28 protein-coding genes and 1 pseudogene are annotated in these 23,141 nt (G+C 67.9%); 16 read left to right on the top strand and 13 right to left on the bottom strand.

Annotation, left to right across the window (positions count from 1 at the left end):
* Positions 1 to 33: 33 nt before the first annotated feature.
* Positions 34 to 468, top strand: coding sequence for a DUF2147 domain-containing protein (locus AAC997_RS10275; protein ID WP_340645603.1), 435 nt, complete (start codon positions 34 to 36; stop codon positions 466 to 468).
* Between the two features lie 6 nt (positions 469 to 474).
* Positions 475 to 1,527 carry a glycosyltransferase gene (locus tag AAC997_RS10280; RefSeq protein ID WP_340645604.1) on the top strand — a complete coding sequence of 351 codons (1,053 nt, stop codon included), beginning with the start codon at positions 475 to 477 and terminating at the stop codon, positions 1,525 to 1,527.
* Here the strand turns inward: AAC997_RS10280 and AAC997_RS10285 are convergent.
* Together AAC997_RS10285 and AAC997_RS10290 are read right to left on the bottom strand one after the other, a co-directional pair.
* Complete coding sequence (locus tag AAC997_RS10285) at positions 1,524 to 2,027, bottom strand: YbjN domain-containing protein (protein ID WP_340645605.1); 504 nt, start codon at positions 2,025 to 2,027, stop codon at positions 1,524 to 1,526. The two genes, AAC997_RS10280 and AAC997_RS10285, sit on opposite strands and share 4 nt — an antisense overlap.
* Positions 2,028 to 2,182: 155 nt before the next feature.
* Positions 2,183 to 2,431 (bottom strand): accessory factor UbiK family protein, encoded by a 249-nt coding sequence (locus tag AAC997_RS10290; RefSeq protein ID WP_340645606.1) that lies wholly within the window; start codon positions 2,429 to 2,431, stop codon positions 2,183 to 2,185.
* An 84-nt stretch (positions 2,432 to 2,515) separates the two neighbouring features.
* Between AAC997_RS10290 and lgt the strand changes: the two are divergent.
* The 8 genes and pseudogenes from lgt to ychF all read left to right on the top strand — a co-directional run.
* Positions 2,516 to 3,322, top strand: a pseudogene (gene lgt / locus AAC997_RS10295) (prolipoprotein diacylglyceryl transferase); the annotation flags it as partial.
* Positions 3,323 to 3,404: 82 nt separating this feature from the next.
* The gene (locus tag AAC997_RS10300; RefSeq protein WP_340645607.1) at positions 3,405 to 4,460 is read left to right on the top strand and encodes a class I SAM-dependent methyltransferase; all 1,056 of its coding nucleotides are present in this window, start codon (positions 3,405 to 3,407) and stop codon (positions 4,458 to 4,460) included.
* 1 nt (position 4,461) lies between these two features.
* The gene (gene pgeF, locus AAC997_RS10305) at positions 4,462 to 5,226 is read left to right on the top strand and encodes a peptidoglycan editing factor PgeF (RefSeq protein WP_340645608.1); all 765 of its coding nucleotides are present in this window, start codon (positions 4,462 to 4,464) and stop codon (positions 5,224 to 5,226) included.
* A 76-nt stretch (positions 5,227 to 5,302) separates the two neighbouring features.
* Positions 5,303 to 6,238: a ribose-phosphate pyrophosphokinase gene (locus tag AAC997_RS10310; RefSeq protein ID WP_340645609.1), complete on the top strand. Its 936-nt coding sequence runs from the start codon at positions 5,303 to 5,305 to the stop codon at positions 6,236 to 6,238.
* A gap of 158 nt (positions 6,239 to 6,396) precedes the next feature.
* The gene (locus AAC997_RS10315) at positions 6,397 to 7,443 is read left to right on the top strand and encodes a hypothetical protein (protein WP_340645610.1); all 1,047 of its coding nucleotides are present in this window, start codon (positions 6,397 to 6,399) and stop codon (positions 7,441 to 7,443) included.
* A 125-nt stretch (positions 7,444 to 7,568) separates the two neighbouring features.
* Positions 7,569 to 8,192: a 50S ribosomal protein L25/general stress protein Ctc gene (locus AAC997_RS10320; protein ID WP_340645611.1), complete on the top strand. Its 624-nt coding sequence runs from the start codon at positions 7,569 to 7,571 to the stop codon at positions 8,190 to 8,192.
* Positions 8,193 to 8,234: 42 nt separating this feature from the next.
* Positions 8,235 to 8,858 carry an aminoacyl-tRNA hydrolase gene (gene pth / locus AAC997_RS10325; RefSeq protein ID WP_340645612.1) on the top strand — a complete coding sequence of 208 codons (624 nt, stop codon included), beginning with the start codon at positions 8,235 to 8,237 and terminating at the stop codon, positions 8,856 to 8,858.
* Positions 8,859 to 8,926: 68 nt separating this feature from the next.
* The gene (ychF, locus tag AAC997_RS10330; protein ID WP_340645613.1) at positions 8,927 to 10,024 is read left to right on the top strand and encodes a redox-regulated ATPase YchF; all 1,098 of its coding nucleotides are present in this window, start codon (positions 8,927 to 8,929) and stop codon (positions 10,022 to 10,024) included.
* Here the strand turns inward: ychF and AAC997_RS10335 are convergent.
* Positions 10,021 to 10,806: a DUF4336 domain-containing protein gene (locus tag AAC997_RS10335; protein ID WP_340645614.1), complete on the bottom strand. Its 786-nt coding sequence runs from the start codon at positions 10,804 to 10,806 to the stop codon at positions 10,021 to 10,023. The two genes, ychF and AAC997_RS10335, sit on opposite strands and share 4 nt — an antisense overlap.
* Before the next feature lie 36 nt (positions 10,807 to 10,842).
* On the opposite strand from AAC997_RS10335, the gene AAC997_RS10340 reads away from it, so the two are divergent.
* Together AAC997_RS10340 and AAC997_RS10345 are read left to right on the top strand one after the other, a co-directional pair.
* Entirely contained in the window at positions 10,843 to 11,514 is a 672-nt protein-coding gene (locus tag AAC997_RS10340; protein WP_340645615.1) for a dienelactone hydrolase family protein, read from the top strand.
* A gap of 5 nt (positions 11,515 to 11,519) precedes the next feature.
* Positions 11,520 to 12,200, top strand: a complete 681-nt coding sequence (locus AAC997_RS10345; RefSeq protein ID WP_340645616.1) for a dienelactone hydrolase family protein — start codon at positions 11,520 to 11,522, stop codon at positions 12,198 to 12,200.
* 4 nt (positions 12,201 to 12,204) lie between these two features.
* Here AAC997_RS10345 and AAC997_RS10350 read toward each other — a convergent pair whose 3' ends face one another.
* Positions 12,205 to 12,672 carry a hypothetical protein gene (locus AAC997_RS10350; RefSeq protein WP_340645617.1) on the bottom strand — a complete coding sequence of 156 codons (468 nt, stop codon included), beginning with the start codon at positions 12,670 to 12,672 and terminating at the stop codon, positions 12,205 to 12,207.
* Between the two features lie 115 nt (positions 12,673 to 12,787).
* Here AAC997_RS10350 and AAC997_RS10355 point away from each other — a divergent pair, with 115 nt between their 5' ends.
* Positions 12,788 to 13,552 (top strand): hypothetical protein, encoded by a 765-nt coding sequence (locus AAC997_RS10355; protein WP_340645618.1) that lies wholly within the window; start codon positions 12,788 to 12,790, stop codon positions 13,550 to 13,552.
* On the opposite strand, the gene AAC997_RS10360 is transcribed toward AAC997_RS10355, so the two are convergent.
* The 4 genes from AAC997_RS10360 to petA all read right to left on the bottom strand — a co-directional run bounded on the left by AAC997_RS10360 (position 13,549) and on the right by petA (position 17,359).
* Positions 13,549 to 14,484 (bottom strand): CPBP family intramembrane glutamic endopeptidase, encoded by a 936-nt coding sequence (locus AAC997_RS10360; RefSeq protein WP_340645619.1) that lies wholly within the window; start codon positions 14,482 to 14,484, stop codon positions 13,549 to 13,551. The two genes, AAC997_RS10355 and AAC997_RS10360, sit on opposite strands and share 4 nt — an antisense overlap.
* A gap of 151 nt (positions 14,485 to 14,635) precedes the next feature.
* Positions 14,636 to 15,478, bottom strand: coding sequence for a cytochrome c1 (locus AAC997_RS10365; RefSeq protein WP_340645620.1), 843 nt, complete (start codon positions 15,476 to 15,478; stop codon positions 14,636 to 14,638).
* Positions 15,479 to 15,485: 7 nt separating this feature from the next.
* Complete coding sequence (locus tag AAC997_RS10370) at positions 15,486 to 16,799, bottom strand: cytochrome b/b6 (RefSeq protein WP_340645621.1); 1,314 nt, start codon at positions 16,797 to 16,799, stop codon at positions 15,486 to 15,488.
* Positions 16,800 to 16,804: 5 nt separating this feature from the next.
* Complete coding sequence (petA, locus tag AAC997_RS10375) at positions 16,805 to 17,359, bottom strand: ubiquinol-cytochrome c reductase iron-sulfur subunit (RefSeq protein ID WP_304824576.1); 555 nt, start codon at positions 17,357 to 17,359, stop codon at positions 16,805 to 16,807.
* Between the two features lie 202 nt (positions 17,360 to 17,561).
* Between petA and AAC997_RS10380 the strand changes: the two genes are divergently transcribed.
* The 3 genes from AAC997_RS10380 to AAC997_RS10390 are packed head-to-tail and all read left to right on the top strand — an operon-like array spanning position 17,562 to position 19,524.
* The gene (locus AAC997_RS10380) at positions 17,562 to 18,020 is read left to right on the top strand and encodes a tRNA (cytidine(34)-2'-O)-methyltransferase (RefSeq protein WP_340645622.1); all 459 of its coding nucleotides are present in this window, start codon (positions 17,562 to 17,564) and stop codon (positions 18,018 to 18,020) included.
* Positions 18,017 to 18,895 carry an oxygen-dependent coproporphyrinogen oxidase gene (hemF, locus tag AAC997_RS10385; protein WP_340645623.1) on the top strand — a complete coding sequence of 293 codons (879 nt, stop codon included), beginning with the start codon at positions 18,017 to 18,019 and terminating at the stop codon, positions 18,893 to 18,895. The genes AAC997_RS10380 and hemF overlap by 4 nt, the downstream gene beginning before the upstream one ends.
* Before the next feature lie 14 nt (positions 18,896 to 18,909).
* A complete protein-coding gene (locus AAC997_RS10390) occupies positions 18,910 to 19,524 on the top strand; it encodes a GNAT family N-acetyltransferase (RefSeq protein WP_340645624.1) in 615 nt (204 codons plus the stop codon).
* Here the strand turns inward: AAC997_RS10390 and AAC997_RS10395 are convergent.
* From AAC997_RS10395 to AAC997_RS10415, 5 genes are read right to left on the bottom strand one after another with little or no spacing between them, the layout of a single operon-like run.
* Positions 19,521 to 20,249 carry an Isoquinoline 1-oxidoreductase subunit gene (locus tag AAC997_RS10395; RefSeq protein WP_340645625.1) on the bottom strand — a complete coding sequence of 243 codons (729 nt, stop codon included), beginning with the start codon at positions 20,247 to 20,249 and terminating at the stop codon, positions 19,521 to 19,523. The two genes, AAC997_RS10390 and AAC997_RS10395, sit on opposite strands and share 4 nt — an antisense overlap.
* A gap of 48 nt (positions 20,250 to 20,297) precedes the next feature.
* Positions 20,298 to 21,002, bottom strand: coding sequence for a type 1 glutamine amidotransferase (locus AAC997_RS10400; protein WP_340645626.1), 705 nt, complete (start codon positions 21,000 to 21,002; stop codon positions 20,298 to 20,300).
* Positions 20,999 to 22,249 (bottom strand): CCA tRNA nucleotidyltransferase, encoded by a 1,251-nt coding sequence (locus AAC997_RS10405; RefSeq protein WP_340645627.1) that lies wholly within the window; start codon positions 22,247 to 22,249, stop codon positions 20,999 to 21,001. The genes AAC997_RS10400 and AAC997_RS10405 overlap by 4 nt, the downstream gene beginning before the upstream one ends.
* Positions 22,246 to 22,524, bottom strand: coding sequence for a hypothetical protein (locus AAC997_RS10410; RefSeq protein ID WP_340645628.1), 279 nt, complete (start codon positions 22,522 to 22,524; stop codon positions 22,246 to 22,248). The genes AAC997_RS10405 and AAC997_RS10410 overlap by 4 nt, the downstream gene beginning before the upstream one ends.
* Positions 22,517 to 23,119 carry a CoA pyrophosphatase gene (locus tag AAC997_RS10415; RefSeq protein WP_340645656.1) on the bottom strand — a complete coding sequence of 201 codons (603 nt, stop codon included), beginning with the start codon at positions 23,117 to 23,119 and terminating at the stop codon, positions 22,517 to 22,519. Before AAC997_RS10415 ends, AAC997_RS10410 begins: the two co-directional genes overlap by 8 nt.
* Positions 23,120 to 23,141: the final 22 nt, after the last annotated feature.

Consider the following 23,141-nt stretch of genomic DNA (forward strand, 5'->3'; position numbering starts at 1 on the left):
GAAGGCTCAGCTTAGAAAAACGAGAGGACCATCATGAAGCTTGCCTATCTCGCGCCCGCCGCCGCCATCGCCCTGCTGACCGCCACAGCCGCCCAAGCCGCCGATCCGGTGATGGGGGACTGGCAGACCGTGGGCGGAGCCGCGAAGGTCCGCATCGCGCCGTGCGCCAGCGACGCGGCCAAGGCCTGCGGGACCATCACCTGGATGAAGAACCCCAAGGACAAGGCCGGCGGCCCGCAGAAGGACGTCAACAATCCCGATCCGGCCCTGCGCAGCCGCACGGTCGTGGGCCTGCAGCTGATCCGCGACTTCAAACCGGCGGGTGCGGGCAAGTGGACGGGCGGCAAGATCTACGACCCCGGCAGCGGCAAGACCTACGGCTCCAAGCTCGGCGCCAACGCCGACGGGACCCTGAAGGTGGAGGGTTGCATCGGCCCGATCTGCCAGGCCCAGACCTGGACCCGCTAGAGACCCTTGCCTGAGCCCTACCCCCTGCGCCTGCACGTGGCGGCCTTCGCCTCGACCCTGCTCGACATCCGCGGCCGGCTGCCGAGCCTGGCCCTGGCGGCCGACCCGACCCTGGAGTCGACCTTCGCGCAGGGCCTGCCCATCGCCCTGCCCGCGACACCAGCGGGCCAGCCCAAGGTGCTGGTGCTGCAGCGGCCGTTCTATGACACCGAGGATCGGATGCTGGGGGACCTCACCCACATCCTGCGCAACGGCTGGGTGGCGGTGATCGACGTCGATGACCATCCCGATTTCATCGCCCAGCAGCAGGGCCGGGCGCGGGCCGCCACCGACTGGAGCAAGTTCGCCCACGTCCACGCGGTGCAGACCAGCACACCGGCCCTGGCCGAGGCCTTCCGCACCCGGAACCCGGAGGTGAAGGTGTTCGCCAATGCGGTGTTTGATTTGCCGCCGTTCCCGGCGCGCAGCGGTTCCCCCAGCGTCTTCTATGGCGCGGCGAACCGAGGGCCGTTCCCGGCTGCGGTCGCGGCCTCGCTGAAGAATGTCATTGGCGACAACCCCCGCACCAGCTTCGTGGTGGTCCACGACCGGGCGGTCTTCGACGCCCTGCCCACCAAGCGGAAGACCTTCCATCCCACCCTGCCCTACGAGGCCTATCTGGAGGCGATGGCGGGCTGTGACATCTGCCTCTCCCCGCTGCAGGGCGCGCCGGGGGAAGCGTTCAAGAGCGACGCCAAATTCCTGGACGCCGCGCGAGGCGGCGTGCTGACCATCGCCTCACCGGTCGTCTATGGCGACACCATACGGGACGGAGAGACGGGCCTGATCGCGAGCGACCTGCGCGACTGGGACCGACAACTCCGGATCGCCCTGCGCAATGGAGACAAGCGTCGGGCGATGGCGCGCGCGGCGTGGGACTATGTCCGCGACGAGCGAATGTTCGATCGCCAGGCGGCGGCGCGCCGCGACTGGTACCTGGGACTTTGGGCCAACCGGGAGGCCCTGACGCGGGACCTGCTGGCGCGGGTCCCGGCCCTGGCGGCTCGGATAGCGGGTTAGGCCTCCCCCACCGTGTCGAACATGCAGGCGGCGATGGCCTCGGCCGGCGACTTGCCGCCCCGGGCCATGAAATCGAAGGCCGGGTAGAAGCGGTCGGCGCCTTCCATGGCCACGTCGATCATGGCGGCGGCTTGGGCCAGGGTCGGGCGCTCGCCGGTCATCAGGGCCATGGCGTGGCGGAAGACGATCTCGCCGTCGTCCCAGACCTCGAAGTGGCCGAGCCAGACGCGCTGGTTGACGGTGGAGACCAGTTCGAAGGCCGCCGGGCGCTGTTCGGGCCGCACCTGGATATCCACCGACAGGCAGAGCTGCAGGCAGTCGGCCTCTGGCCGCCAGGCGAACCAGAGTTCGTAGTCCTTCCAGTCGCCCGCCAGGGTGAAGGCGAGGTCGCCCTCTTCTGTCCGGTCGAACTGAAGGTTCTCGGCCTGCAGAACATGCTCAACGACATCGAGCGGGTCGTGGGCGAGCAGGACGTCTTCGTCAGACTGAGGCGTGTCCATAAGACCCGTGGTCCTTTCGCGTACGGCGTCCGGAGGAGCGAGCGCGCCCCGAATCGCCTGCGATCTTGAAACTAATCTGGTTCGCGGGTCGCCTGTCACCGGCTTCTTCCGGTGGGCGAGCCACATTCGTGTGTTTAGGTCTTTATGCCGCGCAATCAGGCCTTCTTGGCCGGCTTCTTGGGAGCCTCGGCGCCCTTCAGGGCGGCGACTTCGGCCCGCAGGGCGACGATCTCGGCCTTGAGCACCTCGAACTCATCGCGGCGGATCAGGTCGAGTTCGGCCACCATCCGGTCAGCCTGGGCTCGGAACGCGGCCTTTGCCTCTTCGCCGGCGCTCTGGGCGAGGCCCATGGCGGCTCCGGTCAGCTTGGCCATCTCGTCGAGGAAGGGGTTCTGGGTCTGCATGCTTCCTTATATGGGATCGAGGGGGATGAAAGCCACGGGGTTTCCGTCTAAACCGCGTGAACATCTTCTCGGAGCGCCCTGGCCTTGCCCTTCCCGGACATCGACCCCGTCCTGATCCACATCGGCCCGTTCGCCATCCGCTGGTATGCCCTGGGCTACGTCGCCGGCATCTTGATCGGCTGGCGCTACATCACCTCCATGGCGCGGAACCAGGCGCTCTGGCCCCTGCGGGGCCCACCGGCCAGCGCCGCGCAGATCGATGACCTGATCCTGTGGATCACGCTGGGGATCATCGTCGGCGGCCGGCTGGGGCACGTCTTCTTCTACACCCCGTCCCTGGTGGTCACCGACCCGCTGGAGGTGTTCAAGACCTGGAAGGGGGGGATGAGCTTCCACGGCGGGGTGCTGGGCGTGCTGATCGCCACCCTGCTGTTCGCCCGGGTCAACAAGGTCGACGTGTTCCGTCTGGGGGACGTGATCACCGCGGCGGCGCCTATCGGCATCTTCTTCGTGCGCATCGCCAACTTCATCAACGGCGAGCTCTGGGGCCGCCCCACCAGCCTGCCCTGGGGCGTGGTCTTCCCCGACGCCGGGATCATGCCGCGCCATCCCAGCCAGATCTATGAGGCCCTGCTGGAGGGCCTGCTGCTGTTCATCATCCTGCGGATCGCCACCCACCACGCCAAGCTGCTGAACCGGCGCGGCGTCGTGGCCGGCATGTTCTTCCTCGGTTACGCGATCTGCCGGATTCTGCTGGAGAACGTCCGCGAGCCGGACGCCTATATGCCTGCCTTCCCCTTCGGTCTGACCATGGGGATGATGCTGTCGATCCCGATGGCGCTCGGGGGCGCCTGGCTGATCTGGCGCGGGATGAGCGAGCCCCTGCCCGAGCCCGAGGTGGGCCTGGAAGCCGAGGTCGCCGAGGTGGTGGAGGGTGAGCCGCCGGAACGCGATCCGTTCAAGATCGAAGCCGATGGGCCTGCGTGACCGGCTGATCGCCCAGGTCCGCGAGAGCGGGCCGATGAGCGTGGCCCAGTACATGACCGCCTGCCTGCACGATCCGGCCGACGGCTATTACGCGACGCGCCCGGGTCTGGGCGCGGAGGGCGACTTCATCACCGCCCCCCTGGTGAGCCAGATGTTCGGCGAGCTGATCGGCCTGTGGGCGGTGGAGACCTGGGAGCGGCTGGGCCGCCCCGCGCCTTTCCGCCTGGTGGAGATGGGGCCGGGCGACGGGACCCTGATGGACGACATGCTGCGGGCCGCGCGCCTGGCGCCGACCTTTGTGGCCGCCGCCGATGTCTGGCTGGTGGAAACCTCTGAACCGCTGAGGGCGCGGCAACGCGAGGCGCTCGGCGACTGTGTGAGCTGGGCGAGCTCCCTGGCGCAGGTTCCCGGCGAGGCGCCGCTGCTGCTGATCGCCAACGAGCTGCTGGACTGCCTGCCACCGCGGCAGTTCGTGCGGACCAACACGCGCTGGGCCGAGCGGGTGGTCGGGCTGGACGACACCGGCGGCCTCGCCTTCGGGCTGTCAGGCGCGGCGCTGGGCCAGGTCCTGCCCGACGCACCGCCCGGGTCGGTGCTGGAGCACTCGCCGGTCCAGGAAGCCCTGGGCTCAGAGCTCGGCGCGCGGATCGTGACCGACGGCGGGGCCGCCCTGCTGATCGACTATGGCCGCGACGCCGCAGGCTTCGGCGACACCCTGCAGGCCCTGCGCCGCCACGTGAAGGAGAGCCCGCTGGCCAGCCCCGGCGAGGCCGACCTCACCGTCCATGCCGACTTCCCCGCCGTGCTGACGGCGGCGGCCAGGGAGGGCGCGGCCACCGCGGCGATCCTCACCCAGGGCGAGTTCCTGGTGCGGCTGGGGATCGGCGCACGGGCGCAGGCCCTGACCGCCGCCCGTCCCGACCGCAGCGAAGTGATCGAGCGGCAGCTGGAGCGGCTGGTGTCCCCCGACCAGATGGGCGAACTGTTCAAGGTCGTCTGCATCCACACCCCAGGCCTGGTCCCCCCCGGCTTCGAGACCTGAGATGGACGTGATCGCCTCGCCCCTGCTGGACCTTCCCGGCGTTCGCCACGCCTTCTTCACGCGGACCGGCGGCGTCTCGACGGGTATCTATGACAGCCTGAACGTCGGGCGCGGCTCCGGGGACGACCCCGCCGATGTGGCGGAGAACCGGCGTCGGACCGCCGAGCACTTCGGCCTGCCGGCGCGCGCGCTCTCCACCTGCTATCAGATCCATTCGGCCACGGCGTTGGTGGCCGACCGGCCTTGGGGGGATGAGCGGCCGGAGGGGGACGCGGTGATCACCTCGACCTCGGGCGTGCTCTGCGGCGCCCTGGCCGCCGACTGCGCTCCGATCCTGATCGCCGACGCGCAGGGGCGCGTGGTGGCCGCCGCCCATGCTGGCTGGAAGGGCGCGCTGCACGGCGTCGCCGAGGCCGCCGTCGCCGCCATGGCCGGCCTGGGCGCCGAACCGTCGCGGATGGTGGCCGTGGTCGGTCCCTGCATCGGCCAGGCCTCCTACGAGGTCGGCCTGGAGTTCCTGACCGCCTTCACCGCCAAGGACGGCGACCACGAACGGTTCTTCGCGCCGGGGGAAACCTCGGAGAAGCGCATGTTCGACCTGCCGGGCTTCGTGGTCTCGCGGCTGACCGCCGCCGGTGTCGGGACCGCCGCCTGGATCGGCAACGACACCTGCGCGGAGGAGGCCCTGTTCTTTTCCAACCGCCGCGCTTTCAAGCGGGACGAGCCCGACTTCGGCCGACTGCTGTCGGCGATTACGCTGGTCTGAATCACCGCCGGGCCTTGCCGCGGGCGGCTCGCCTGCTACAAGCCCCGCCCATCGGCGAGACATTGCGGGAGTTCTCATGAAGCTGCTGGCTGGCAACTCCAATCGAGCGCTCGCCGAGGCTGTGGCCTCCCATCTCGACCTGCCGCTCACCAAGGCTCAGGTAAAGCGCTTCGCCGACAACGAGGTCTGGGTGACCATCGACGAGAACGTCCGCGGCGAGGATGTCTTCGTGCTGCAGTCCACCAGCTACCCCACCAACGACAACCTGATGGAACTGCTGATCTGCATCGACGCGCTGCGACGCGCCTCGGCCAAGCGGATCACCGCCGTCATGCCCTATTTCGGCTATGCCCGGCAGGACCGGAAGACCGGGGGGCGCACGCCCATCTCCGCCAAGCTGGTCTCCAACCTGATCGAGCGCGCCGGCGCCGATCGGGTGCTGACGATGGATCTGCACTCCGGCCAGATCCAGGGCTTCTTCGACATCCCCACCGACAATCTGGTGTCCGCGCCGCTGCTGGCCGCCGACATCAAGGAAAACTACGAGAAGACCAGCGACCTGATGATCGTCTCCCCCGACGTGGGCGGCGTGGTCCGGGCGCTGGCCGTGGCCAGCCGCCTGAACGCCGATCTGGCCATCGTCGACAAGCGCCGCTCGGGCCCGGGCAAGAGCGAGGTCGCCAACATCATCGGTGACGTCTCGGGCCGACGCTGCATCCTGTTCGATGACATCATCGACGGCGGCGGCACCCTCTGCAACGCGGCCCAGGCTCTGGTGGACGGCGGCGCGACCGAGGTCTCGGCCTATGTCACCCACGGGGTGCTGTCGGGCGCGGCTATCGACCGGGTCAATTCCTCGATCCTCAAGGAGCTGGTGATGACCGACTCCATCTCCGCCTCCGAGGCCGCCAGCGACAAGTCCAAGCTGCGTTATGTGAGCTGCGACAAGCTGCTGGGCGAGGCCATCCGGCGCATCGCCAATGAAGAGTCCGTGTCGAAACTGTTCGACTGACGGTTGATCCTCGATTCTAACGGCTTTCCGGCACGGGACTTGCTGACACAACCCTGAAACGGCCACGCTTGGTCAATAAGGGTTAAGGACGTGCGGTCACATTCCTGCCCGCGCATCTGTTATAGTCTCGCGCGCTTATCTTCTGGGGAAGCTTCAGGATGACCTCTGCCATTCGCGTGACCGGCACGCTCGCCGCCATCGCCTTCGCGGCCCTGCTGTCGGCCTGTTCGCAGCCCGCGCCCACGCCGCCTGCCCCGCCTCCTCCGGCCGTGAGCCTGTCGCCCAAGCTGATCGAGCAAGCAGCCGCCTACCGCTATTACATGGCCCACGTCAGCGCGATCACACCCGATTTCGCCGACGGCGACCAGATCGCCAAGGGCGTGGCTGTTGGCGCGGCCTATGAGCCCAAGCAACTCCAGCGCGGCGCCACGGCCTACGCCGCCATCGTCGCTCTGCAGGATCCGGCCTTCGTGGCCGGGGTCCGCACCTATGCCGTCAATGTCGACCAGCGCCGTGAAGTGGTGGCCGCGATCCTCAAGGACCCGGCCTATGTCGTGGGCATGAGCGGCTCGGCCAGCGCCGCCGGTCTGGTGAAGACCGCGCTCGGCAATGAGGGCCAGCAGCTCTACGACGCCGGCAAGGCGGTGAAGCAGTCGGCCTACGACATCCAGAAGCAGAAGTGGTCCAAGTCCGACGTGGTCAACCGCGACCTGCGGCTGTCCCAGGCCAAGAATCTCTCCGCCACCCCGGTGGTGGGCGACCTGGCCGAGACCGCGCGCCTGCAGCAGGCGGCCTTGGGCGTCTCGACCCTGGGGCTCACCGCCGAACCGGCCGCCCCGCCCTACAGCCCCATCGTGATCCGCGGCATGGCCGTGGCCGCGCTCGCCGCCCTGGGCGAAGGCGGCGACGCCAATGTCGACACCCTGATGGCGGTGATGGCCGAGCCCAACGTGGCGTTCTGCATGAACATGGCCAAGCTGAACCTGTATCAGTGCCTGGCCGTCTCCAAGCCGCACTACGAGGACGTTTTCTGCCTGGGCCAGCACATCATGATGGACACCGGCCGCTGCGTGATTAAGGCGTCGGGAAACACCGAGCCCTTCGAGGCGAAGTTCATTCCGAAGATCAACGTCGCTGACGGCTCCACCGGCTACAAGGTGACCCCGGCCAAGACGCCGGCGAAGTCTGTCACCAAGAAGCGCTAAAACATCTGCGCCCGCCCGTTGCCACGGGCGGGGCTTTTGTGTATTTACGCCCACCTTTCGACCCCAGGAGGGTCGTCCGTCGCCGCGCGGCACTTCGCGCGGCGGTTTCGTTTTGAGGCAAGGCCATGGCCGATATCATTCTGAACGTTGAAGTTCGCGATCGCACGGGCACCGGTGGCGCGCGCGAGACCCGTCGTGCGGGCCTGGTCCCCGGCGTGCTCTACGGCGGCGACAAGGATCCTGTGGCCATCGCCGTGAAGGCCAACGAATTCCGCAAGGCGCTCTATACGGGCAAGCTGCTGGGCCACCTGGTGACCCTCAAGTACGGCAAGGAAAGCCAGCCGGTCATCGCCAAGGCGATCGACATGCACCCCGTCACCGACGAGCCGGTCCACTTTGACCTGTACCGCGTCGACGAGCACCAGCTGATCAAGATCGAAGTGCCCGTGCACTTCAAGAATCAGGAAGAATCCCCCGGCCTCAAGAAGGGCGGCACGCTCAATATCGTGCGTCATACGGTCGAGCTGGCCTGCCCCGCCGACCGTATCCCCGAAGAGCTGGTCTTCGACCTCACCGGCGCGGAAATCGGCGACACCATCCGGATGTCGGCCTTCACTCTGCCGGAAGGCGTCAAGCCCGCCACCGAACGCGACTACGTCGTCGCCACCCTGGCCGGTTCGTCGGCCTCGGCCTCGGCTGACGCCGCCACCGACGACGCGGCCGCCGCCGCCGCCACGACCACAGTTTAAGGACTGGCCGGCCCCCTTCGGGGGGCCGAGCCGCCTGGCGCCATGCTGATCCTCGCGGGCCAAGGCAATCCCGGCGCCCAGTACGCCAAGAACCGCCACAACATCGGCTTCATCGCCGTGGACGAGATCGCCCAGCAATGGCGGTTCGGGCCCGAGCGCTCGAAGTTCTCCGGGCTGGCCCGCGAGGGCGAGATCGACACGCCCGACGGCCCGGTGAAGGCCCTGATCCTCAAGCCCCAGACCTTCTACAACGAGAGCGGCCGTTCCGTCGGCGCCGCCCTGAAGTTCTACAAGGCCACCCCCGCCGACGTGGTGCTGTTCTACGACGAGATCGACCTGGCCCCCGGCCGCTTTCGGATGAAGACCGGCGGCGGGGCGGCGGGCAACAACGGAGTCCGCTCCGTCACCGCCCATATCGGCCCCGACTTCCGCCGCGCCCGGCTGGGCGTGGGCCATCCCGGACATCCCGAGCGGGTGCAGGGTCACGTGCTGTCGGACTTCCATAAGGTGGAGCACCCCTGGGTCATCGACCTGTTGAGGGCCGTCGCACAGGCCGCGCCCCTGCTGGCCGCCGGCGAGGACGACAAGTACCAGACCGAAGTCCTGCGCCTGGCCCCGGCCGACAAGGGCGACACCCGGCAGGCCCGCAACCGCGGCGACACCTGACGTCACTGGAATTGGTTTGGGGGCGGCAGACGTGCTAGTCCGCGCCCTCGCATAGGAATTGGAAGTTCATGGCCCTGAAAGTCGCGATCGTCGGCCTGCCCAACGTCGGCAAATCGACCCTGTTCAACGCGCTGACCCAGACCGCGTCGGCCCAGGCGGCCAACTATCCCTTCTGCACCATCGAGCCCAACACCGGCGACGTGGCGGTGCCCGAGCCGCGCCTGGACGCCCTGGCCGCCATCATCCCCTCCAAGGAGATCATCCCGGCGCGCATCAACTTCGTGGACATCGCCGGCCTGGTGCGCGGGGCGTCGAAGGGCGAAGGCCTGGGCAACCAGTTCCTGGCCAACATCCGCGACTGCGACGCCGTGGCCTTTGTCGCCCGCTGCTTCATCGACGACGACATCACCCACGTTGAGGGCAAGGTCGATCCGCTCTCCGACCTGGAGACCATCGAGACCGAGCTGATGCTGGCCGACCTGGAAAGCCTGGAGAAGCGGGTCAGCAACCTCGAGAAGCGGGCCAAGGCCGGAGACAAGGAAAGCGCCCAGACCCTGCGCCTGGTGCAACTGGCCCTGACGGAACTGAACGCCGGCCGTCCGGCCCGCAAGGCGCAGGTTTCCGCCGAGGACGACAAGGCCTGGCGCATGCTGCAGCTGCTGACCTCCAAGCCGGCCCTCTATGTCTCCAATGTCGATGAAGGCTCAGCCGCCGACGGCAACGGGATGTCGCGGCTGGTGGCCGAGCGCGCCACGCGCGACGGCGCCGACCACGTCGCGATCTCCGCCCAGATCGAGAGCGAGATCGCCATGCTGGACGCCGGCGAGCGCGCCGAGTTCCTGGAGACCCTGGGTCTCACCGAGCCCGGCCTGAACAAGCTGATCCGTGAGGCCTACCACCTGCTGGGCCTGCAGACCTATTTCACGGTCGGCCCCAAGGAGGCGCGGGCCTGGACGATCCACAAGGGCGACACCGCCCCCCAGGCGGCCGGCGTGATCCATACCGATTTCGAGAAGGGCTTCATCCGCGCTGAGACCATCGCCTATGAGGACTATGTGGGCCTGAAAGGTGAAGCCGGGGCCCGCGAGGCGGGGAAGTTCCGCCAGGAAGGCAAGGAATACGTGGTCCGCGACGGCGACGTCCTGAACTTCCGGTTCAACGTCTAAGGCTTAAGCCAGCCGAACGCCCGGGCGAGGAAGGCCCGCCCGTCATGGGCCACAGGCGCGCCATGGGCCATCACGACCCTCTCCGTCGGCCATTCGAGGATGCGACGGACAGAGACCCGCGCGGCGGCGCGATCTGAGAAGGCGACCCGGAACTTGCGAGGGACTTGAGGCTCGGCTTCCGTCATCAGGTCCAGACGGGCCACGATGGCGCGCCAGCCCTTGAACCACCCGGGCGGGAACTGCTGGATCAGGTCGGTGAAGATCGCCGTGCTGCTGGGTCGGTGGAAGAAGACCACCTCCGCCGTGATCCTGTTTCCCCGCACGATGACCTGATCCAGATCTGATCCCCATGCCGGCGCGGGCGTGTCGCTGAGGTCGGCGTCGAAAGCGAGGTCCGGCCGGACCTGCCTGAGGCCCGGCGCGGCGTGGAGTGTCGCCTGCGGATAGGCCTGTCGCCACTCACCCAGGAACAGATCATGCAGCGAGTTCGGCCCCACGATGTGGCGCACCTCGCCCAGGGCCTCGATCTCGGCCTTGAGATTTGGGGTGAGCGCCACCGGCGAGATCGCAAGGAGGTGGCCCACGCCCAGCCGGATCAGCACCATTCGGGTAGGATAGCGGAAACCGATAACCTGGGCCTCCGGGCCTGCCGACAGCCAGATGTCCGGCCCGAAAGACTGCAGAGATGGCGGGCTCAAGGGATCGACCTCGATGACGGCGGTTGCCGGATTTCTTAGCGCCGCCCGCGCGGCGCGCCAACCGCGCTGGACATCCCTGGCCACCGGCCTATCTCAGATGGCGAAATCGGGAGAGACGTCATGGGTGAGTTTTCCAAGCTGAAGAGCGGGGCCGACGGCTTCGAGTTCGCGGTCTATCGCGCCGCGCCGACGGCTGCGCGCAAAGGCGGCGTCGTCGTCATCCAGGAAATCTTCGGGATCGACGAGCACATCCAGCGCGACGTCGACCGCTGGGCGTCTCTCGGCTACGAGGCCATCGCGCCATCGCTCTACGACCGCCGCGAGCCGGGCTTCACGGCGGGCCACGATCCGGCCGGCCTGACGGCGGGCGTCACCCATGCCCGCGCCACCCCGCTGGACCAGGCGCTCGCCGACATCGCCGCCGTGCGGGACGACCTGGCGGGTGCGGGCAAGGTGTTCGTGGTGGGCTATTGCTACGGCGGGTCGCTGACCTGGCTGTCGGCCTGTCAGCTCGAAGGCTTCTCCGGCGCGTCCAGCTATTACGGCAGCCTGGTCCAGGCCAACGCCGACAAGACGCCCAAGTGCCCCACCATCGTCCATCTGGGCCGGAAGGACGCGGGCATCCCCGCCGATGAGGTCAAGGCCGCCGTCCAGGCCAGCAATCCCGGCGTGGCGGTCTACATCTACGAGGACGCCGGCCACGGCTTCAACAACGAGGACCCGGAACGACTGAACCAGCCCAGCGCCGACCTGGCCCGCCAGCGCACCCTCGACCTGTTCGCGGGCGCTTGAGGGCCATGGGCGAGACGATCCGCCTGACCAGCAAGTTCGACGGCTTCGAACTGGCCGCCTATCACGCCCCGGTCGCCGATGCGCGGCGGGGGGGGATCGTGCTGGTCCAGGAGATCTTCGGGGTCACCGACCATATTCGCGAGTTGGCGGACGGTTTCGCGGAGGACGGATACGAGGTCATCGCACCCAGCTTCTACGACCGCCTGGAGCCCGGCTTCGAGGCCGACTACAGCGCTCCCGCCATCGCCAGGGGGGTGGAGTATTCCACGCAAACCCCGTGGGATCAGGTGGCGGGCGACCTGCAGGCCGCCATCGACGCGCTGGCGCCGGCCGTCTTCGTCACCGGCTTCTGCTGGGGCGGGGCGGCGACCTGGCTGGCGGCCTGCCGCTGCACCGGGGTCTCGGCGGCCTCGGCCTTCTATGGCCGCCGGATCAGCGAGCTGGTGGAGGAGACACCCAGGGTTCCGACGATCCTGCACTTCGGCCGCAACGACGCCTCGATTCCGATGGAGAAGGTCGAGGAGATTCGGACGGCCCACGCCGACGTCCCGGTCCACCTCTATGACGCCGGTCACGGCTTTGTTTCCGACCGCCGCGCCGACTACAACCCCGACGCCGCCCGCCTGGCGCGCCTGCGGACCCTGCAGGTGTTCATGAACAACGGCGGCGGCCGCGGCGAAATGTAGGAAGCTATTCCTCGATATGCTTGCGCGCTTCCGGGTCACGTTCCAGCCAGCGGGCCAGGACCGACTGGGCGCCCAGGATGCCGATCCCGGCGGCGTAGCCCGCGAACACGGCGGCGGGATAGTGGCCGCCGTTGGCCACCGAGGCCACCTGCCAATAGATGAAACCGGCCGCGGCGATGAGCAGTCCGACCCCGGTGAGCACCGAGACGGGCGTCTGTCCGAACCCCGATATGAAGCTCATCCAGACATAGCGGGCCAACGCCCGCCGCGCCGGCAGGATCAGCAGCGGCAGGGCGAAGCCCGCCAGCAGGGCGGTGGCCGGCCAGGCCAGGGCATGGCGGGCGATAACCGCCGCGCCGCCCGGCAAGACGCTGAAGGCGTGGATCACCGAACCCGCATAGATCAGGCTCGAGGCCGCGGTGGCCACATCCTGCATGCGCCTGAAGTCGCGCCAGGCCTTGGTGAAAGCCATGTCAGCGCCCATCCGTGGGCGGCAGGCAAGGTATCGAGGTGAGCATGCCTATTTATCGCGTAGGCCGGCGGGCTTGGCTATGGTCCAGCGTCCCCCTCCTACGGGAATCGCCTGAGTGAAGCTCGTCCTGGCCCTCGTCGCCCTCTGGTTCGCCCCGGCGTCCGCACAGGCGGCGGCCTGCTGGCTCGAGCACGGAGTCGTGGTGGTGCCGGCCAGAGTCGCCGGGGTGGCCGGGGACTACATTCTCGACACCGGCAGCCCCACCACCCAGCTGCATGAGACGCGGGCGCAGATGGAGGGCCTGCCGCCGGCGCTTCGGGGCGAAGTGCGGATCGATGGCCTGCGCCTGACCGAGCGGCCGGTGGTCGTCGTGGACCTCGATGCGCGAACCTATGCCTTCCCCACTCCCATCGCCGGGGTGATCGGCGCCGACATCCTATCGGCCTATGTGGTGGATGTCAGCTTGGCCCCCTGCCGGGTGGAGATATGGCGCGCCGGCAGGGTTCCGAAATTCCGCGCGGAGACGCGTCTGAAGATGCGCCTGATCGGCGGGGCGCCGGTTGTCAACGCCGCCGCCGCGGACGGCCCCAGGACGGCCGTTGGCGGCTTTGTGGTGGCGACGGGGCTGGACAGTCCCGTGCGGCTCGATGAGGCTCTGGCGAGCGTCCCTGGGGCCAAGGCGGATGACCTGGCGCCCTATGGTCCCCGCCGCGCCCGACTGAGGGCCCTTTCTTTCGCGGGCGGAGTGTTCGAGGGTCTGGGCGCCGGCTTGCAGCCCCATGTCGACGGCGTGATAGGCGCGATCGGTCCACAGGTGCTGTTGCGATGGTCGGTGCGGTTCGACTTCCCGCGCGGCCGGCTGCTGTTGGGCCGCCCCTAGGAAACAGGACTCAGCCCCGCCCAGGTTTTGAGGAAGTCGGGGAGGATCGGCAGCACGTCGATGGCCGCATGCAGCAGGACCACCAGCAGCAGGCTGCGGGTCCGCGCCCAGACCACCCCCAGCATCAGGGCCACCGGCGACAGGGCCCCTATGGTGTAGGCGATGACCTCAAAGAGATCCGTGGAGTGGCCCTGCTCGCCCGGCGCGCCGCGCAGGTAGAGGCCGGGCACGTGGGCGAGGGCGAAGACCAGGGCGCCCAGGACGACAGCCCCGGTCTCGCTGCTCAGGACAGCGGCCAGGCGGGTCTGCAGCACGGCGCGAAACAGGAACTCCTCGGCCAGCCCCGCTTCCAGGGCGATCCAGATGAAGGCGGCCGGCGCGGCCCAGACGAGGACCTTCAGACCCGGCTGCAGGTCGCCGATCTGCTGGAGGCTGGGACTGACGACGCTGAGCAGGGCCAGGAAGATGGCGCTCATGACGATCAGGGTGGGCCAAAAGCCCTTGCGAGCCAGACCGGTGGAGAACAGCGGCGCGACCCGCCCCCCCAGCGCCAGCAGGATCAGGGCGGGGATGAAGACATGGACCGCCAGCTTGGCGCCGAGAATCACCAACTCGCGGAGCTGACCGTCGGGCATGGCGGTCTTCAGCGCACCCATGCCCCAGCCGAGGAAACCAAGGGCGTAAACCACCATGAAGATCAGCACGGCGGTGAGTTCAACGGTCGGACGGCGCACCCTGACCGGGGGCGGATTTGACCTGCGCGTCAGGGCCCAGGCCACCCCCGAGAGCGCGACCCCGAACAGTCCCAGGGAGACCAGGGGAAAGCTCCAGTCGGCCTGCCGGTAGAACAGATATGCGAAGGCCGCGACCCAGAGGACCGCGTACAGCGCCAGATATCCGATGGGGTGAATCCGCCTGTTCTTTGTGGCCATGCCGCCCCCAAAACCCCGATCGGTTCCCCTCGCCTATCGGCGGGTCGGCGTCCCCAGGCAACTTAGCAATTCTTCATCCGCCTGGAACAGGAACGAAAAAAGGCCCCGGCTTTCGCCGGGGCCTTCGATCATGCTCGGAAAGACGAGGCGCCTAGTGGGCGACGTTCTTCCAGATGCGGCGGTAGCTGACCCAGAGCAGGCCCGCAAAGATCAGCAGGTAGATCATGGCGGCCACGCCGAACTGCTTACGCTCGGTTTGCTTGGGCTCCGAGGCCCAGGCCAGGAACGCGACCACGTCCTTGGCCTGCTGGTCGATCGTCGACTTCGTCCCGTCATCGAAGGTCACCTTCTCAGCTTCCAGAGGCGGAGCCATCGCGATGAAGCCCCCGGCCGGCACGTGGCCCTTGCCCTTGTAGAAGGCGCTGACGTCGCCGGGCATATAGGGGTTGTAGTGCTGGTTCGGCGGCACTTCGAGGCCGGCCGGCGGGGCGACGTAGCCGGTCAGGATCGAGTAGACGTATTGCGGTCCCTGGGCCCTGGCCTTGATGATGACCGAGAGGTCCGGCGGCAGGGCGCCGCCGTTGGAGGCGCGCGCGGCGGCCTCGTTGGGGAACGGGCTGGGGAAGCGATCGGCCGGGGTGCCGGGACGTTGGATGACGTCCCCGGTTTCCGAGTCGATGTCGTTGATCTGATAGTCCTTGGAGATCGCCTTCACGTAGGCGTTGTCGTTCGGGTTCTTGTACTTGTCGTCGAAGAACGGACCGCTCTTCTCACCAAGATTGCGGAAGCTCAGCAGGCTCATCGAGTGGCAGGCGGCGCAGACCTCCCGATAGACCTTGTAACCCCGTTGAACCTGGGCCTGGTCGAACTTTCCGAACGGGCCTTCGAAGCTCCAGTGGACACCCTTGGGTTCTTCCGGATGGGTCGCCGCGAACGACGGACCGGCAACGAAAGCGAGCCCAAGCGCCGCGAGAATGAAACCTTTGCGCAGCATCTGAGGCTCAGCCCCTCTTTTCAGGCGAAGCCGCGGCGCCCGCGGGCGCGTTGGCGGGGAGCACCGGCGCGGAGATCGATTCCGGCTGGGGCAGCGGGGTCTCGGTGAGGCCCAGGATCGGAAGCACGACCACGAAGTAGGCGAAGTAGTAGGCCGTCGCGACGCGGGAGAGCCACACCATCGAGTTCAGGTCGGCGTCCAGAAGCTGGAAGGTCGACAGGTTGCCGATCACGTGGTCGTCGGGAAGACGGCCGCCGCAATAGCCCAGCACCAGGCAGGCCAGCACGAAGATACCGAAGTAGAGCTTTGCGGTAGGCCGGTAGCGCATGGACCGCACCTTGGAGGTGTCGAGCCAGGGCAGGACGAACAGCATGGCGATGGCGCCGAACATCAGCAGCACGCCGGCGAGCTTGTCCGGAACCGCCCGCAGGATCGCGTAGAACGGCAGGAAGTACCATTCCGGAACGATGTGGGCCGGGGTCACCAGGGGATTGGCGGGAACATAGTTCACCGCGTCGCCCAAGGCGTTGGGCTGGAAGAACACGAAGACCGCGAACATCAGCAGGAAGATCGAAATCGCGAAGCCGTCCTTCACCGTGTAGTACGGGTGGAAGGGAACGGTGTCCTCCTTGGACTTCACGTTCACCCCGGTGGGGTTGCCGTTGCCGGGCACGTGCAGCGCCCAGATGTGCAGGATCACCACGCCGGCGATCATGAACGGCAGCAGGAAGTGCAGCGAGAAGAAGCGGTTCAGGGTGGGGTTATCCACCGCAAAGCCGCCCCACAGCCAGGTGGTGATGGACTCGCCCACCACCGGCAGGGCGCCGAACAGGTTGGTGATCACCACCGCGCCGTGGAAGCTCATCTGACCCCAGGGCAGGACGTAGCCCATGAAGGCCGTGGCCATCATCAGCAGGTAGATCACGCAGCCCAGGATCCACAGCACCTCGCGGGGCGCCTTGTAGGACCCATAGTAGAGGCCGCGGAACATGTGGATATAGACCGCGATGAAGAACATCGAGGCCCCGTTGGAGTGCATGTAGCGCACCAGCCAGCCGTAGTTCACGTCGCGCATGATGCGCTCGACGGAGTTGAAGGCGTAGTCGACGTGCGGGACGTAGTGCATGGCCAGCACGACGCCGGTCACGATCTGGATGCCCAGGCAGACCGCCAGGATGCCGCCGAAGGTCCACCAGTAGTTCAGGTTCTTCGGGGTCGGGAAGTCGATCACGCTGTCGTACGCCAGGCGCACGATCGGCAGTCGGGTGTCGAGCCAACGCTCGAAGCCGGTTTTCGGCTCGTAGTTTGAATGTCCGCTCATGATCCTCAGCCCACCTTGACCTTGGTGTCCGACAGGAAGGTGTAGTCCGGCACGGCCAGGTTGGTCGGCGCGGGACCCTTACGGATCCGGCCGGAGGTGTCGTAGTGCGAACCGTGGCAGGGGCAGAACCAGCCGCCGTAGTCACCGCCGCCGAAGGTCGGCACGCAGCCCAGGTGGGTGCAGGTGCCAACCAGGATCAGCCATTGGGCCTTGCCGGGCTTGTGACGCTGCTCGTCGGTCTGCGGATCGCGCAGATCGGCGGTGTCGTCCTTGATCGCCTCGGCGATCTCCTTGCCCGTCCGGTTGCGGATGAACAGCGGTTTGCCGCGCCACTTGATGGTGACCTGCTGGCCGGCTTCGACCTTGGTCAGGTCGAATTCCACCGAGGCGAGGGCGAGGGTGTCGCCGGCCGGGTTCATCTGATCGATGAACGGCCAGGCCAACGCCCCAACCGCGCCCACGGCCATGACGGCCGCGGCGATGTGAATGAAATCACGCCGGTTCGGGTCTTCGCCCGAGGCATGAGGATCGGGATTTGCGCCCACGACGGTGTCGGCCACCTTAAAGCTACCCTTCGTTTGCGGCCGCGACTTTGCGCCGAGACCCGTCTTCGACCCTGCCAGACGTTCTGGTAAGGGCCATTCGGAATCAAATGCTGGAGCAGGTCGAATGAGCGGAAGGAACAGCGATCGCGCACTGCGGTCGCCCCCTCCCGTGATTCGCGCCTAGCCCCGGCCAATCCCGTAGGCTGGATCGCTTAGAATGCTGCTGGCGCTTTTTCAACCGGACATTCCGCAAAACCTTGGGGCGGCCCTCCGTCTCGGCGCCTGTCTGGGGGTCGGAATTCACGTCATAGAGCCATGTGGCTTCCCACTTTCCGACCGTGCGATACGGCGCGCGGCCCTGGATTACGGGGAGCCGGGCGAAGTGACGCGGCACCCCGGATGGGCCGATTTCGCGCAAAACAGGCCCGGAAGGATCGTTCTGTTCACAACCAAGGGCGCGACACCGCTGCACGACTTCACCTTCCGGCCCGATGACGTCCTGCTGTTCGGGCGCGAAAGCGCCGGTGTTCCCGACGACGTTCACGAGAGCGCCGACGCCCGGGTTTATATTCCGCTGGTACGTGGAATGCGGTCGCTGAATGTCACAGTTTCGGCGGCCATCGGTCTTTCGGAAGCGTTGCGCCAGACCGGCCAATTTCCTAATCCACCCGCATGAGCAGCCTCCCGCCCGAGATCGAAGACCGCCGCACCCGCGCCAAGGCGTGGTTCGAAGAGTTACAAATCCGCATCGTCGCGGCGCTGGAGCAACTGGAGGCCGAGGCGCCGCCCGAGCTCTATCCGGAGGCGCCCTGCCGATTCGACATGCGGCCCTGGATCCGGGAAACCGGTGTCGGCGGGGGTATCGGCGGCCACTTCAAGGGCCGGCTGTTCGAGAAGGCCGGGGTCCACACCTCGGCGGCGACCAGCCGCTTCTCGCCGGAGATGGCCGCCCAGATGCCGGGCGCCGACAAGGACCCCTCCTATGTCTCGGCCAGCATCAGCCTGATCGTGCATCCGCGCTCTCCGCGCATCCCGACGGTCCACATGAACACCCGCTTCCTGTCGACGGCGGAGAGCTGGTTCGGCGGCGGCGCCGACCTGACGCCGATGGTGGATGAGCAGCGGAGCGAGGAGGCCGACGACGCGGTGCTGTTCCACGCCGCCATGAAGGCCGCCTGCGACCCCTACGACCCCGACTGGCACGCCAAGTACAAGGCCTGGTGCGACGAGTACTTCTACCTGCCCCATCGCAAGGAGACGCGCGGGATTGGCGGCATCTTCTATGACCGGCACAATTCCGGTGATTTCGAGAAGGACTTCGCCTTCACCCGCGCGGTGGGCGAAGCGTTCCTTGAGGTCTATCCCAAGATCGTGCGCCACCGGATGAGCGAACCCTGGACCGATCAGGACCGGATGGAGCAGCTGGTCCGCCGGGGCCGCTATGTGGAGTTCAACCTGCTCTACGACCGCGGCACCATGTTCGGCCTGAAGGCGGGCGGGAACATCGACACGATCCTGTCGTCCATGCCGCCGGTCGCGGCCTGGGCCTGATCGGGAGCCCGTCGATGGCGAGCATTCGCCCCTACAGACCCGAAGACCTGGAAGGCCTTTACGACGTCTGCCTGAAGACCGGCGACAGCGGCCAGGACGCAACCGCCCTCTATCGCGACAAACACCTGCTGGGCGCGATATATGCCGCCCCCTACGGCCGCCTCGCGCCGGAACTCGCCTTCGTGGCGGAGGATGGCGGTCGGGTCGCCGGCTACATCGTCGGAACCGCCGACACCCGCGCCTTCGCGGCCCTGCTGGAGGTCCGCTGGTGGCCGGTGCTGCGGGCCGCCCATGCCGATCCGCAGGGCGTCCCGTGGGCCGAGCGAACGCCGGACCAGCACCTGGAGCGCCTGTTCCACAAACCCAACCTCGCGCCGGAGCCTGTCGTGGCCACCTACCCCGCCCACCTGCACATCAACCTGCTGCCCCACCTGCAGGGCCAGGGGATGGGCCAGCGGATGATGGACACCCTGTCGACGGCGCTGAAGGCGGTCGGCGCGCCAGGCCTTCACCTGGGGGTCAGCGAAGCCAACACCCGCGCGCAGCGGTTCTACGACACCTACGGGTTCACCCGTTTCCCTGAGCAACAGACGCCGGGGACGATCTGGATGGTGCGTGAGCTGGCCTAGACGGCGGGCTTCATCGTCGCCGTCTCGGCCTTGAGGTCATGGCTGGGCACCTTCACGCCGCCTGGCGCGGGGCATTTGGCGCCCGTGTCGATCCAGGCCTGGATCAGCTCGCCGAGCTGGGCCTGCGTGCCTGGAGCCGCGGTACGGCCAAGACCCGGATTCCAGCCCCAGGCCACCAGTTCGTCACTGGCCATATGCTCCTGGATCTGGGCCAGGGTCTTGCCGCCGTTGCGGGCCGGATCCTTGATCTGGGCGCAGATTTCACCCAGCGACTTGCCCTGCCAGGCCATGGAGGCCGGCGCCAGCGCCCACTTCGGATTGCCGGGGATGGTGACGATGTGGGTCCCACCGACCCAGACGTTCTTGGCGGTGTGGCAGGAGGCGCACTGCAGGCCTTCGCCGTGACCGTCCTCGCCGCGCGACACCACCGGCATGTGGGGGTGACGGTCATCAGCCTGGGTCGGACGCTCCACGGGGTGACAGTTGGCGCATCGCGGGTGGGTGATGACCTTTCCAGCCTCCTGGAAAAGGGCGGCCGAGCGGGCGTTCTTGTCGGCGATGCTGTTGAAGGCGGCCGCCGGCTTCAGCGATGTCCGCTGCTCCATCTCCGCCAGGACCGAGGCGGCGGTCTGGCTGGGCGCGGTCTGGGCCTGGGCGGTCAGGGTCGCGACGCCGACGAGGCCGGCGGCGCCGAGGGACAGAAGCAGGGCGCGGGCGTGGCGCATGAGGAACGTTCCTGGCCGGCGCGGAACGTGGCGCCGAAGAACAGAACGTCAGGAACCGCCAAGCGTTGCCTCAGCCAGGAACCTCTGGATCCAGCGTCCGACCCGGGCGCGGTCGTCCGGCTGCTCGAAGGACAGGACCGCGCGGTCGGCCTGGGCGTCCGTGAGGCGCGTCCCACGCCGGGCCTCGATCAGGGCGCGGGCATAGGCCGGCTCGAACTCCGGGTGCAGTTGCAGGGAGATGGCCGGCTGGTCGCCATAGGCCAGCATACCGAAGGGCGTGAACCCGCTGGCGGCCAGCACGATCGCGCCCGGCGGCGCCTCCACCACCTGGTCCTGGTGCGAGGCGGCGGCGGTCAGGCGCGGAGCGTCCATCCAGGCCTGGGCGGCCTGGACCTCATAGCGGTGCAGACCCACCCCCCAGCCCTTGGGCGACTGGATGACCTTGCCCCCGAAGGCCTCGGCCATGATCTGGTGGCCGAAACAGATGCCCACCATCGGTACGCCCTTGGCGGCCCGCAGGAAGTCCTTCAGCGGTTCGATCCAGGGCAGTGGATCATAGACGCCGGCCGGCGACCCGGTGATGACGTAAGCCGCGCAGGCGTCGGTCGTAGACGGCAGCCTGCCAGCCTGGACGTCGAAGGTGGCGTAGTCGTAGGCGTCCCCGCCGAACAGCGCCCGGAACATGGCCGGATAGTCGCCGAACTGGTCGACCTCGGAGGGCGGGGCGCCCGTCTCGAGAATCCCCAACCTCAATAGGACATGCCTTGCGCCACGGCCTTGAGCTTCTCGATGGCCGAAAACTTGTCGTCGATGAAGTCGTGGTCGATCCACCAGTCCTCCACCTCGCGAAGCACTTGGCCCACCATCGGGCCCTTGGGCACCCCTGACTGGATCACGTCCTCGCCGGTCAGGGGGAAGGCCGGCGGCGACCAGCTTTCGGCGAGCGCCAACAGGCCTCGCCACTGGTGGGTGGCCGAGGTCCGGCCCGACTTCGCCCAGGCCAGCTTCACCCGGTCGTTGAAGGCCCCAAGCCCGATGGCGTAGACGCCGCGACGAACCTCGCGCGGGCTCATCCAGCTGGTGATGCGAGGGGTCTTGCCCATGGCCGCCACCAGCCGATCGCGAACGTCGTTGGAAAGCCGGAGGCGCTCGGCGACCTGCGCCGCGCCGATCTGGTCCTCGGGGATCAGGGCCGACAGGCGCAGGATCGGATCGTTCTCGAACAGCTGCTCGGTCTCGATCTCGATGAGTTGGTTGAGGGCCGCAAGGTCGGTGGCGCAGGGCAGGACAGCAGTCAGGACGCCGGTTCGGGCCATCAAGGCCAGGGCCGGGCGCGGCTCCTCGGCGGCCAGCAGCTTGGTGAGCTCCTTGGCGGTGCGCTCGGCCGGACGTCCGGAGAGGGTCTCCTTCAACGCCTTGCAAGCCGCCAGCGCCTTGTCATCTGCCTCGCCCCTGCCATACCAGGCCTGGAACCTGAAAAAGCGCAGGATGCGCAGATAGTCCTCGCGGATGCGGGTCATGGCGTCGCCGACAAAGACCACGCGGCCCGCCTTGCCGTCCTCGATCCCACGACCGGTCGGATCGAAAAGCGTCCCGTCGCGGTCGGCGTAGACGGCGTTGAGGGTGAAGTCCCGGCGCTGGGCGTCCTGCGCCCAATCCTGGGTGAAGGCCACCACCGCCCGGCGCCCATCGGTGGAGACATCCCGGCGCAAGGTTGTGATCTCGAAGGGCTGGCCATCGGCCACGGCGGTGATGGTGCCGTGCTCAACGCCCGTCGGCACAGCCTTGATGCCAGCCTCCTGCAGGGCCTCGGTGACCTGGTCAGGCGTCAGGGTGGTGGCGATGTCGATGTCGTCGATGGGGCGGTTCAGCAGGGCGTTGCGCACGCAGCCGCCGACGAAGCGCGCACAGCCCGTGAAGCCGCGCGCCTCCAGGGCGTCCATCACCGCGATGACCTGCGGAGTCTTCATCCAGGGCTTTTGGCCGATGCTGTCGGTCATGGAGACTTGGGGGCTCTTTTCTCGAAATGGCCGGGCGTGATCCGCCCGTCCTTTGCAGGTTCGGCGGGGACATAGACCTCGCCGCGATTGTCGTCGCGGAACGCCGCCGTGGCCATCAGCGAAACGCCCAACAGCACCGCGCCGGCGGCGAACAGCCACGCCCAGGGTGTGGAGCCCATCTCGCGGCCCGTGCGACGGGCGACCTCTCGCCACAGGAACCAGAGTCCGAACGGCAGGGCCACGAGCACCGCGCGTGAGGCGAGGACCTCAAGCAACGGCCGCACCATAGAGCCGCTCGTACAGCGCGCGCAGGACGCCGGCGGTGGCTCCCCAGATGAAGCGTTCAGCGTGGGTCATGGCGTAGAACCTACGCTTTTCCCCGCCGGGCGCCTCACGCTCATGTTCCTCGTGATTGGCCGGGTCCATCAGGAAGCCGAAAGGGGTCTCGAAGATGTCGGCCACCTCGGCCGGATTGGGCGTCAGGGAAAAGCCTTCCCGGACGAACCCCACCACCGGGGTGATCAGGAAGCCGGTGCCCGTGACATAAGGCGACGAAAGGCCCGCCAGCGTCACGTACTCCGGGTGCAGGCCCACCTCCTCGTGCGCCTCGCGCAGGGCCGTGCCCCAGGGGGTCTCGCCCGGATCGCGCCGCCCGCCCGGCAGGGCGATTTGACCGGTATGTCGGCGCAGGGTGTCGGCCCGGCGGGTGAGAATCACCGAATAGGCCCCCTCTCGCTCCACCAGCCCCACCAGGACCGAGGCCGGGGTGAGTTCGACGGGCGGGTCGCCGTATCGACCCGAAAGGTCGAAGTCCGAGCGCGTCACGCCGGACGCGGGCGCGCGTTCCTCCAGGGGATCGAGGTGCGCCATGATCCAGTCGCGGGTGGCGGCC

The organism is Phenylobacterium sp. (assembly GCF_037968635.1).
Lineage (GTDB): Bacteria > Pseudomonadota > Alphaproteobacteria > Caulobacterales > Caulobacteraceae > Phenylobacterium.